The organism is Lutibacter profundi (genome assembly GCF_001543325.1).
Taxonomy (GTDB): Bacteria; Bacteroidota; Bacteroidia; order Flavobacteriales; family Flavobacteriaceae; genus Lutibacter; species Lutibacter profundi.
In genome coordinates this window covers 2,596,175-2,609,179 of record NZ_CP013355.1, presented here as the reverse complement: position 1 = coordinate 2,609,179, position 13,005 = coordinate 2,596,175, and the positions used below count along the sequence as shown (strand labels likewise).

General features: G+C 30.5%; 7 protein-coding genes. 5 read left to right on the top strand and 2 right to left on the bottom strand.

Going from position 1 to position 13,005, the window contains the following annotated elements:
• Positions 1–28: 28 nt before the first annotated feature.
• The 5 genes from Lupro_RS11490 (at position 29) to Lupro_RS11470 (ending at position 9,123) form a co-directional block, all read left to right on the top strand.
• A complete protein-coding gene (locus Lupro_RS11490; RefSeq protein ID WP_068210407.1) occupies positions 29–538 on the top strand; it encodes a DUF456 domain-containing protein in 510 nt (169 codons plus the stop codon).
• A 244-nt stretch (positions 539–782) separates the two neighbouring features.
• On the top strand, positions 783–2,483 hold the full coding sequence (lysS, locus tag Lupro_RS11485) for a lysine--tRNA ligase (protein ID WP_068210405.1): 1,701 nt from the start codon (positions 783–785) through the stop codon (positions 2,481–2,483).
• Between the two features lie 349 nt (positions 2,484–2,832).
• Positions 2,833–5,031: a DUF5916 domain-containing protein gene (locus Lupro_RS11480; RefSeq protein ID WP_068210403.1), complete on the top strand. Its 2,199-nt coding sequence runs from the start codon at positions 2,833–2,835 to the stop codon at positions 5,029–5,031.
• 178 nt (positions 5,032–5,209) lie between these two features.
• Positions 5,210–6,511 carry a carboxypeptidase-like regulatory domain-containing protein gene (locus Lupro_RS11475; protein WP_068210401.1) on the top strand — a complete coding sequence of 434 codons (1,302 nt, stop codon included), beginning with the start codon at positions 5,210–5,212 and terminating at the stop codon, positions 6,509–6,511.
• Positions 6,512–6,612: 101 nt separating this feature from the next.
• Entirely contained in the window at positions 6,613–9,123 is a 2,511-nt protein-coding gene (locus tag Lupro_RS11470) for a zinc-dependent metalloprotease (RefSeq protein ID WP_068210399.1), read from the top strand.
• 172 nt (positions 9,124–9,295) lie between these two features.
• On the opposite strand, the gene Lupro_RS11465 is transcribed toward Lupro_RS11470, so the two are convergent.
• Both Lupro_RS11465 and Lupro_RS11460 read right to left on the bottom strand, forming a co-directional pair.
• On the bottom strand, positions 9,296–10,888 hold the full coding sequence (locus tag Lupro_RS11465) for a mechanosensitive ion channel family protein (RefSeq protein ID WP_082703908.1): 1,593 nt from the start codon (positions 10,886–10,888) through the stop codon (positions 9,296–9,298).
• 67 nt (positions 10,889–10,955) lie between these two features.
• Positions 10,956–12,899, bottom strand: a complete 1,944-nt coding sequence (locus Lupro_RS11460; RefSeq protein ID WP_068210397.1) for a YgiQ family radical SAM protein — start codon at positions 12,897–12,899, stop codon at positions 10,956–10,958.
• Positions 12,900–13,005 lie beyond the last annotated feature (106 nt).

Sequence of the window (13,005 nt, the reverse complement as noted above, 5' to 3'; positions counted from 1 at the left end):
AATAGCATTCGAAATGCTAAATTAGCGTATGGACATTTTTCTCTTAATTATAGGGTTTCTATTTGCTTTATTAGGTATTATTGGCTCATTTTTACCAGTACTACCTGGTCCTCTAACAAGTTGGTTTGGTTTACTACTATTACATTTAACAAGTATTGTACCCATGAATTGGACTTTTTTAGGTATTACACTTAGTATTGCAGTTGTAATATGGATTATAGATTATTTTATTCCAGCAATGGGTACTAAAAAATTTGGAGGCACAAGGTATGGGGTTATAGGTACAATGGTAGGATTAATTATTGGAATTCTATTTTTAGGCCCTTTTGGAATTATAATTGGCCCCTTTGCTGGTGCTTATATTGGAGAAATGATACAAGAAAAAAATTCTAATAAGGCTTTAAAAGCAGCTTTTGGCTCTTTTATTGGTTTTTTAACCTCCTCTTTTTTGAAATTTATTGCTGCAACAATTTTTACAGGCTTGTTTGTTTCCATATTTTGGGAATATAAATCGTTGTTTTTTACCTTTACTGAATAAAATAAATTGGCTTAAAACAAAAAAAGCGTCCCGAATACGGGAAGCTTTCCATTGGTTTTAAAAAACCTTGACGTTTAATAACGTCAAACAACACAACTAAGCCGCACCAAAATGCGGTCTACAAATATATAAATTATAATTCATATTCAAATTGTAAACACTTTTTCTTTTGAAATTACTTATTTTTCTGAATTGATTGTATCTTTGCAAACTGTTATTATAAATAAACTACAAAAAACACCGCATGCAATTATCAGCACTTGAAATAGTTAGAAGAGAATCCTTACAAAAACTACGTGAACTAGGTATTAACCCTTATCCTGCAGAAGAATTTAAAACAACTGCAACCATTCACAATATTATATCAAATTTTGATGATTTTGAGGGGAAAGAAGTTGTGTTGGCCGGAAGAATGATGAGCCGTAGAATTATGGGAAAGGCTTCTTTTGCTGAATTAAAAGATGCAAGTGGCAAAATGCAAATCTATGTAAATCGTGATGAAATTTCTTCCGAAGAAAATCCAACTATGTACAATACAGTATTCAAAAAATTATTGGATATGGGTGATATTATTGGTATTAAAGGAACCGTTTTCAAAACTAATGTTGGTGAAGTTTCTGTAAAAGTAAAAGAGCTTACCCTACTTTCAAAAAGTTTACGACCACTGCCTGTAGTGAAAACAGATGCTGATGGAAAAATACATGATGCCTTTTCTGATGCTGAACAACGCTACCGCCAACGTTATGTAGATTTAATTGTAAATGACCATGTAAAAGAAACTTTTATTAAACGCACAAAAATAACCAATTCAATTCGTGAATTTTTAAATAACAAAGGGTATTTAGAAGTTGAAACACCCATTTTACAACCAATTCCTGGAGGAGCTGCTGCTAGGCCATTTATGACCCATCACAATGCGCTTGACATTCCTTTGTATTTACGTATTGCCAACGAATTGTATTTAAAACGATTAATTGTAGGAGGATTTGATGCTGTTTATGAATTTTCAAAAGACTTCAGAAATGAAGGAATGGATAGAACACACAATCCTGAATTTACAATTATGGAATTGTATGTTGCATACAAAGATTATAATTGGATGATGCGTATGACAGAAGAACTATTAGAAAAAGTAGCAATTGACTCAAATGGTACTACTGAAGTTCAAATTGGAGAGAACACTGTAAGTTTTAAAGCACCATACCCAAGAGTTCCAATTTTAGAAGCTATTAAAACTCACACAGGTTATGATGTTGCGGGTATGGGAGAAAAGGAATTAAAAGAAGTTTGTGAAAAAGTTGGCGTTGAAGTTGATGAAACAATGGGTGTTGGAAAATTAATTGATGAACTATTTGGAGAAAAATGTGAACACCTATACATTCAACCAACTTTTATAACAGATTACCCTAAGGAAATGAGTCCGTTAACAAAAGAACACCGTACAAACTCAGATTTAACGGAGCGTTTTGAATTAATGGTGAATGGAAGCGAATTAGCAAATGCATATTCTGAATTAAATGACCCAATAGACCAACGTGAACGTTTTGAAGATCAATTAAAATTATCTGCCAAAGGAGATGATGAAGCCATGTTTATTGATCAAGACTTTATTCGTGCCTTAGAGTATGGAATGCCTCCAACATCAGGTATTGGAATTGGAATTGATAGATTGGTAATGTTTATGACCAACAACAGTTCTATACAAGAAGTGCTCTTCTTTCCTCAAATGAAACCAGAGAAAAAAGCACCTTCTGTTGAATTGAATGATGAAGAGAAAGCACTGCTAAAAATGATAGAGACAAATTCACCAGCTTTATTGAACGACCTAAAAACTCAAAGTGGTTTAAGCAATAAAAAATGGGATAAAACCTTAAAGGGCTTAACTAAAAATGGTTTAGCAAAAGTTAACAATACAGATAACGGCTTATTTGTTGAACTAACATAATTTAAAAAAAACGTCATTCTGAACTTGATTCAGAATCTCATCATATAAGAGGCTGTCTGAAAAGTAATTATACTTGTCATTTTGAACAAAGTGAAAAATCTCAACATCTAGATATATAAGTGTTTAATTTCAAGGAGATTCTTCATTTACATTCAGAATGACACTTTTTAGACAGCCTCTTTTTTGTGTCTTCACAAATAAACCTTACGTAATATAACCTATTCAATTAAACTATCACTCTAATTTAATAAATACCACCTACATATTTTATTCTAAAATAAAAATCACATAAAACACAGCAAAAAATTAGATTATTATTCTATTTTTGAAATCACTTAACCATTTCACCTTGAGAAAACTAATTATTTTTGTTGCACTACTGAATGTTTTTATAAGTTTTTCACAAACTAAAACTAAAGTAATACATGTAAAATATATTCATGAACCTATTACTATTGACGCTGTTTTAGATGAAGCTGCTTGGAGCAAAGCAGCACCAGCAAAAAATTTCTGGCAGTACTTTCCTACGGACTCCATTCAAGCTAAACAGCAAACAGAAATTAAAATGCTATTTGATGATAAAAACTTATACATAGGAATGAGGGTAAATGCGAAAGGTGAAGATTATATAATTCCTTCTTTACGTCGTGATTTTAGAGCTTCAGGAAATGATAATATAAGTTTACTTTTTGACACATTTAATGATGGTACTAATGCTTTTTTCTTTGGTACAAATCCTTATGGTGTACGTAGAGAAGCTCTAATTTCTGGTGGAGGAACTGAACTTAGAGGTTTTAATACAAATTGGGATACCAAATGGATTGGTGAAACTAAAATTCACAAAGATCATTATACTGTAGAATGGATGATTCCTCTTTCAGCATTTAAATACCGAGAAGGAGAAACGAAATGGAGGTTTAACAGTTATCACTTTGATACACAAGATAATGAGCAAAGCACATGGATGAACATTCCTCAAAATCAGTATATTTTTAGTTTAGCATATATGGGTGATATGATATTTGAGAAGCCATTAGGTAAATCTAGATCTCCTATTTCCATAATACCTTTTGTTAATACCATTGTATCTAAAGATTATGAAACGGGTAAATCTATAAACGATTTTAAAATTGGCGGTGATGCTAAATTTACTATTGGAAATAGCATGAATTTAGACATTACATTAAATCCTGATTTTTCACAAGTTGAGGTTGATGAGCAGGTAACAAATTTAACTCGTTTTGAAATTTCTCTACCAGAACGAAGACAATTTTTTATTGAAAACAGCGATCTTTTTGGAGATTTTGGAAATAATAGAGATGCCAATCCTTTTTTCTCAAGACGTATTGGTATTGCTACAGATAAAGAAGGTAATAATATAGAAAATGATATTATTGGAGGTGTAAGGTTAAGTGGGAAACTAAATAATAATATCCGCTTGGGAATATTAAATATGCAAACTGCTGAAGATCTTAAGAATAATATCCCTACTACAAATAATACCGTAATAACCATACAACAAAAATTATTTAGCCGATCTAATTTAAGTGTTATGTTTATTAATAAACAAGCTACAAAAAATTATGATTTTTTAGAAGATAAAGATAAATATAATAGAGTTTTAGGTATTGATTATAGATTAGCATCTTCTGATAATAGCTGGGTTGGAAAATACTTTTTTCACAAGTCATTTTCACCCAATGTAAATAGTAAAGATGTTTCTGCAGGCGTTTCAACAGAGTTTAACAGTAGATTATTTAAAATACGTTTAAGTGGCGTTTATGTTGGTGATAATTTCCGTTCAGATCTTGGTTTTATTAATAGAACAGACATCTTTAAAATATCACCTAGATTAGAACGTGTTTTTTGGCCTGAAAAAGGAAAAGTTCAAAAACACAGTTTTTCAATTATGCCAATATTTTTATGGAAGCCTCAGTTCAATTTTGAAAATTCTGATTATACAATTATTAGTGCTTGGCAAGCAAGTTTTTTGAATACCTCTGAATTACAATTTGAAATGCTCAACAGGTATACACATTTATATTATAGTTTTGATCCAACAGGAACCGATGGAGCTATTCCACTTCCCAACAATAAAAATTATTATTACACAAGTATTAATGTGTCTTTTAGATCAGACAGGAGAAAAAAATTCTCTTATAATTTAAAACCGTCAGTAGGTAAATTTTACAATGGTGAGAAATACTCAATACAAACCCAATTAACTTTAAGATTACAACCTTATTTTACCAGTTCAATTCAGTTAAATTACAATAAAATAGTTTTACCTAATCCATACCCAAATGCTTCAATTTGGCTCATTGGTCCAAAAATGGATATTACCTTCAATAAAAAATTATTTTGGGCTACTTTTATTCAGTACAACAGTCAAAGAAATAATTTTAGTGTAAATACTAGATTACAATGGCGTTTTGCACCTCTTTCAGATTTGTTTGTAGTTTATAACGATAACTACTTTACTGAAAATGTTTTTACTCCAAGAACTCGTTCATTTAATGTTAAGCTAACATATTGGCTTAATATCTAACAATCTTCAAAAAAAATTTAAGTGTACTTTTCACATTATCAATACGGATACAAAATACTCTTAAAAAAAAGTTAATTTACTTATTTACAGTACAATTTCATAACCCTCTAGCCTAATTTTATAAAATTAATTGTTATATTGTGTCTCTTACTAAATGTTTAATTTAAACTTGTAGGCCATGTTAAAACAAGCAATTACACTAAGTCAAAATTTACTAGCTACCACGCTTCTGTTATTGCTGTTTGGTTTTGGGTTTCAAAATAAAAGTTTTGCCTCTAATAAAATTATAAAAGATACTTTAAGCTTTAAAAAATACAAAGGTAAAGTTGTTGATAGTAAAACTAAAAAAGCATTAGTTTTTGCTTCACTAACCGTAAATGGGACAAATATAAGTACCGTTACAAATACACAAGGTGAATTTTTATTAAAAGTACCAAAAAAGTATACTAATTCCGATGTAACTATTTCATTCTTAGGATACACAAGTAAAGTTTTAAATTTATCTGATTTCAAAACTAAAACTACCATAAAACTTGAAACATATATTGAAGAGCTTTCTGAAATTAAAATTGTTGTAAAAGATGCTCAATCTTTAATTTTAGAAGTTTTAAAAAGAAAAAAGGAGAACTATTTTGACAAACTAACAACAATGACTGCTTTTTATAGAGAAACTATCAAAAAGAGAAGAAGTTATGTTTCACTATCAGAAGCAGTTGTAGAAATTAATAAACAACCTTACACTAATACTAAAAAAGATATTTTAAAGCTGTACAAATCTCGTAAAAGTACCGATTATTCAAGATTAGATACCATTGCTTTTAAACTTAAAGGAGGTCCATACAATTCAATATACATTGATGTTATGAAAAATCCTGATTTATTTTTTAGTAAAGATATGATAGAGCTCTACGATTTTACCTTTGATAAATCTACAAAAATTGATAATAGGCCTATTTACGTAATCAATTTTAAACAAAAAGAATACGTAAAAACTCCTTTATTTTATGGTAAATTATACATAGATGCACAATCACTAGCCTTAACCAATGCCAAGTTTAAACTAAATCTTGAGGACAAAGAAAAAGCAAGTAGAATTTTTATTGTTAAAAAACCAAAAGGAGCTAAAGTATACCCCGTAGAAGCGACTTATCAAATTGATTATCGTGAGAAAAACGGGAAATGGTATTATGGCTACAGTAGAATTCAACTTGGGTTTAAAATTAATTGGGATAAACGATTATTTAATACCATTTACTATACAACTATGGAAATGGCAATAACAGATTGGAAAAACAACATCACTAAAAAATTAATTAAACCTAAAAACAGACTTAGATCTTCTATTATAATGAGCGATAAATCTTCTGGGTTTTCAGATCCAAATTTCTGGGGAAAATACAATGTTATTGAACCTGAGAAACCTATTGAATCTGCCATCAGAAAGATTAAGAAACAGTTGAAAAAAAGAAAAAACAATTAGCTTCTTGTAACATATATTCTTTAACAAATATTTAAGAAGTTTTACAGAGTTGTTTAATATATTCGATTTTTTATTGCTCATTATTAAATAAACGTTAATTTATGCCAAAAAAAATTTTAGTCAATTTACTAACTTTAATGTTAGTTATTGGTTTTTCTTCAACTGTAGAAGCACAAAAAAAGAGAAAAAGGAAAAAAGATGTAGCTGTAACTCCTACACCACCACCTAAACCAAAAAAGAACGCCATTCAGCCTTACAATAAGGCTGTAACCAAAGAAGCTAAAACCGATGATGGTTTATTTAAAATTCATACAATAGATGATACGTATTTGTATGAAATACCCGATTCACTTTTTGAGAGAGAATTTTTAATGGTAACTCGTATTGCTAAAAACACTTCAAATAACAGGAGTTTTGGAGGGCAAAAAACAAACACACAAGTTTTACGTTGGCAAAAAAAAGGGAAAACTGTCTTATTGAGAGTTGTATCCTATAATACTGTTGCCGATAAAGAACTCCCTGTTCATGAGGCTGTTGTTAATTCAAACTTTGAACCTGTATTGTTTTCATTTCCTATTAAAGCTTATAACAATGAAAAAACAGCTACTGTAATTGATGCCACTGAATTATTTTCTACAGATGTAAAAGCATTAGGCTTGCCTTCACCTGTTAGAAAAAGTTATAAAATAACAAAATTAGATACTAAAAAATCTTTTATTGAAAGTATAAAAAGTTACCCTAAAAATATTGAAGTACATCATGTAAAAACATACGCTGCTAGTGCTCCTCCTACAAACTCAAGTACAGGAATTGTTTCTGTAGAAATGAGTAGTTCTATGATATTGTTGCCTAAAGAACCTATGAAGCGTAGAATTTTTGATGAAAGAGTAGGTTGGTTTACTACGAGCCAAACAGATTACGGTTCTGAAGCTCAAAAAAGTGATAAAATTACTTTTTTAGATAGATGGCGATTGGAAGTTAAAAAAGAAGATATTGAAAAGTTTAAACGTGGAGAATTGGTTGAACCAAAAAAACAAATTGTTTATTATATAGATAGAGCCACTCCAAAAAAATGGAGAAAACATATAAAACAAGGTATTGAAAACTGGCAAGTTGCTTTTGAAGCAGCCGGATTTAAAAATGCAATAATTGCAAAAGATCCTCCTACAAAAGAAGAAGATCCAGAGTGGAGTCCTGAAGATATTCGCTATTCAGTAGTTCGGTATTTAGCTTCACCTATACCTAATGCAAACGGACCTCACGTTAGTGACCCACGTTCTGGTGAGATTTTAGAATCTGATATTAATTGGTATCACAACGTTATGAGCTTATTAAAAGGTTGGTTTTTTGTTCAAACAGCAGCAATAAACCCTGAAGCACAAACCACAGAATTTAAAGACAATGTTATGGGTGAACTTATACAATTTGTTTCCTCTCACGAAGTTGGTCATACATTAGGTTTACCACACAATATGGGAAGTAGTTCTGCCTACCCTGTAGATTCTTTACGCTCAGCAACATTTACAAAAAAACATGGTACAGCTCCTGCAATTATGGATTATGCTCGTTTTAATTATGTTGCTCAACCTGGAGATAAGGGAGTTGCGTTAATGCCAAACATAGGTGTTTATGATAAATATGCAATTCGTTGGGGATATCGCCCTATTTTAGATGCCAAAACTGCAAAAGATGAAAAAGAAACATTGGATAATTGGATTTTAGAACATGACGGAGATCCCTTATATCGTTTTGGGCATCAACAAGCAGGAAGTGTTGTAGACCCCAGCTCTCAAACTGAAGATTTAGGTGATGATGCAATTAAAGCTAGTAAATATGGTATTGCAAATTTAAAACGTATTGTTCCTAATTTAATTAATTGGACTGCTGAAAAGGGTAAAAATTATGATGATTTGAAAACAATGTATGGTCATGTAATTTCACAATTTAATAGGTACATGGGTCATGTTTCTTCAAACATTGGAGGCGTATATGAAAACTACAAAACGTACGATCAAGAAGGTGCTGTATATACTTATGTTGATAAAGAACATCAAAAAAATTGTTTGAAATTTGTAAACACCCAATTATTTGAAACACCAACTTGGTTGATTGATAAAAATATTATTGAAAGAACTGAATATTCAGGTATTACCGAACGTATCAGAGCCATTCAAGTAAAAACTTTAAATAACATTCTCAATTTAGGTAGAATGACGAGAATGATTGAAAATGAGACTCTAAATGGCTCAAATGCTTATACCTTAGTTTCAATGATGGATGATTTACGTAATAATATATGGTCTGAATTACGTACAGGAAAAAAAATTGATACCTACCGAAGAAATTTGCAAAGAGCCTATATTGAAAAATTGGCAAACATCATGAAAGCTGAAGATATTAAAAAAATAAAGAGTTCTGGTAGTTATGCAAGTTATGTTAAAAGAACAACTGTCACCGTAAAACAGTCTGACATCATTCCTATAGTTCGTGGAGAATTAAACAGCATTAAAAGAGATGCTAAAAGAGCTGCCAACGCAACAACAAATAAACTTAGAAAATATCACTTACAAGATATTGTAAAACGTATTGATACCATTTTAAACCCTAGATAAAAGCAAATTTAAAGAGGCTGTCTGAAAAACAATTATACTTGTCATTTTGAACAAAGTGAAAAATCTCAACATCTTGATATATAAGTGTTTAATTTCAAGGAGATTCTTCATTTACATTCAGAATGACACTTTTCAGACAGCCTCTTTAAATTATTAACTATGCTCATCAAATCTATTTTAAATTATCAATTATTTGTTGAATTCTTTTATTCTCAACATCGTAGTTAAGTGCTAATCCTTTTTTTTCAGGAAATTGTTCTATCATAACAGTTGTAGAAGGAAATGCAAAATCGACTCCTAATTCTTTTGCGAATTTTAATATTGAAAGGTGTAAACTATGTTTTGCCGCTTGTTCAACACTCCAATCTAATGCCGTAAAATAAACATTCACCAATATCAATAAAGCCGAATCTCCAAAGCCTGTAAACTCAACATTAAAAGCTTCTTCTCTAGTATCAGGGTGTAACTCAATAATTTTTCGAACACCTTTTACAAAGGCTTCTACTAACTCTGGCGGTGTATCATAACGCAATCCTAAATTAGTTGTATATCTACGGTATGCGCGTAATCCTTTATTGTTAACAACCATTTCAGACAAAGTACTATTTGGTATTTGATAAACGGATGTGTCAGCAGCTCTAACAGTTGTAGATCTAAAACCAACAGTTTCAACTGTTCCAACTACTTCTCCTGCTTCAATCCAATCCCCAATATGAAAAGGTTTATCTACAAAAATCATAATAGTCCCAATCAAATTTTTCACGGTATCTTGTGATGCTAAAGCTACTGCAATACCCCCAATTGAAGCACCTGCTATTACGGCTGCAGGATCAACACCAAATAAGGTTAGTAATTTCAGTATTCCTAAGAAAATGACAACTCCTGTTAAAAAATTTTGCAATATTGGAACTAATTGATCATCAAGTTTATTATGTGTAGATTCCGCAAAATCTGCATAAATACTCATAAATACTTTTACCAATTTTAAAAATACATAAATCCAAAAAACAGTTGTCATTATGTTTAAAGCTAAAAATAGAGCAGCATTTATGTCTAAATCAAGTAAAAATGAAGGTACTATCTTTTTTAAAAGCCAAATTAAAATTAACAATACAATTGGCCTTGTTAATTTTTTCAATGCCAAATTTATATTCTTATTGGACTTCTTTAAAATTTTAAATTGCAGTTTCCGAAGAGTATAGTATATTATTTTACGTAGCACAAAAAATAAAAACACGCAAATTGTTATAAGCAATAGTAAGCCTAAATACTGCCATAATTCAATTTTAAAAAGTTTATAATGCCCAAAGTTTGGAATTACTTGCTGCAATTTTTCACTATACCAAGGATATATACTTCTATATAACGTATTAACTTGACTTGCCGTTTCTTTAGAATAGTACCATTTTTCTCCTATTTTTTCGACATATATTTGTGGTATCTGATACGGAAATAGCACATATCTATGCCCTATTTTATATCCTATAGTATCCGAATAATTTTTATCAGTAGGCACTTTGCTAAAATCTACTTTTAGTCCTTTTCCATCTAAAATTTTCTTTAATTTTAGAGCTATATCTTGTGCTTCTTCTCCTTCATAACCGTAAATAGATGCTGCTGCTTTTTCAGGCTCATAGGAGTCTGGTTGTAAAAAATAAAGATGTGTATATATTGTAGCATTTGGACTACTTAAATCAACTTTAACAGTATTTTGAGCTATTAATGTTGAAGAAATCATCAAAAAAAACAAAAGTATTTTTCTCATAATATGTATATGGTTAATAACTAAAATCAAATTTAACACTTTAATTTGTAGTCTTAATTGTAGTTAATCAATTATTTTTTACGTTTTTCCTATTGAACTTTTTTTTCTTTCTTGAAATAAAAGTTACAGTATCATCAAATGTATCTTTGGTTTTGGTATCTTTATTTTTTCTCCAGGAATTATTTGAAGGAATTAATTTTTGAAGTAAATCACTTCTTCCAACTTTGGTTAGCGTATTTCTTATCCATTGTTGGTTTTCTTTTTTATACCAAAAGAAAAATCGATGTTGTTCTTCCTTTTCTTTTTTTGAAATAGGTGTTTTTGTGGGTTTAAGTGTATATGGATGGTATCCACTATAATAAATTACCGTAGCAACAGTCATTGGTGTAGGTGTAAAACCTTGTACTTGCTCTAATTGAAATCCTAAATCTTTTGTTTCAGCAGCCAAATTTGCCATATCTTCTAATTCACAAGCTGGGTGACTTGAAATAAAATAAGGTATTAACTGTAGATTTAACTTTTTTCGAATATTTATTTTATCAAAACGTTCTTTAAATTTATGGAAATATTTAAAAGATGGTTTCCTCATAAGTTTCAAAACATTATCTGAAGTATGCTCTGGAGCTACTTTTAATCTCCCTGAAACATGATTTGTAATTACTTCTTCTGTATATTCATCTAATTCAGTTACATTTGCCTTTTTATTAAATTCAGGCACCAATAAATCATATCTAATTCCGCTGCCAATAAATGATTTTTTAACCTTTGGGTGTTTATCAACTGCTTTATAAAGTTCTGTTAAGGGTTTATGTGAAGTGTCTAAATTATAACAAACCATAGGTGAAATACAAGAAGGCGCAACACATTTATCACAAATTTCTTGCACTTTACCTTTCATTTTGTACATATTTGCTGAAGGCCCACCAATATCAGACAAATACCCTTTAAAATCGGGCATGTTGGCAACTTTATCAACTTCTTTTAAAATAGATTCTTGGCTTCTACTTGCAATAAATTTACCTTGATGTGCAGAAATAGTGCAAAAACTACAACCACCAAAACAACCACGGTGAATATTTATAGAAAATTTTATCATTTCAAACGCTGGAATTGCCCCTCGCTTGTTATATTTTGGGTGTGGTAAACGTGTAAAAGGTAAATCGAAAGAAGCATCTATTTCCTTTTCTGTCATTGTTGCATAAGGAGGGTTTATTACCAAAGTAGTATCTCCTACCTTTTGTAAAATTCTGCTCCCCGCTATTTTATTTGATTCTTGCTCAATAATTTTAAAATTTGCTGCAAATAATTTTTTACTCTTTAAGCAAACTTCATGTGAGTTTATAGTTACATCTTTCCAATGTTTATTTTTAGGAATTTTCTCTTCTTTTTGTTGAAGAAAAGCTGTTTGATTAATTGTTTTTAATGATGAAAAAGGCACTCCTTTTTGCAATAGATTAACTATTTCTCTCAGTGGCTGTTCTCCCATTCCGTACACTAACAAGTCTGCTTTAGAATCGGTTAAAATCGTTGGTTTTAAAGAATCGCTCCAATAATCATAATGTGTTACTCTGCGAAGCGAGGCTTCAATTCCTCCTATTAAAACTGGTGTATCAGGAAATTTTTCCTTTAAAATGTTAGAATAAACTATACTGGCATAATCTGGTCTAAAACCTTTATCTCCATTTGGTGTGTATGCATCTTTATCTCTACGTTTTTTACTTGCGGTATAATTGCTCACCATGGAGTCCATTTCACCAGCAGTTACTCCAAAAAATAATCTTGGTGTTCCTAATTTTGAGAAATCTTGCAAATTATCATGCACGCTTGGTTGAGGTACAATAGCCACCTTTAAACCATAACTTTCTAAAATTCTACCAATTACGGCCGGTCCAAAAGCTGGATGATCTACATAGGCATCTCCACTAAATAGAATAACATCTAAATAATCCCATCCTCTTAGTTTCACTTCTTTATTTGTGGTTGGCAACCAATCTGAAAGCTTATTTATCATAAGTTGCAAAAATACAGTAAATAAATCAATTTAAAATTAACTAAAATTTCAGGTGAAATGTTAACGAGTGTTAATGATTGTTAACAATTTAAACCTTGTAACTCTT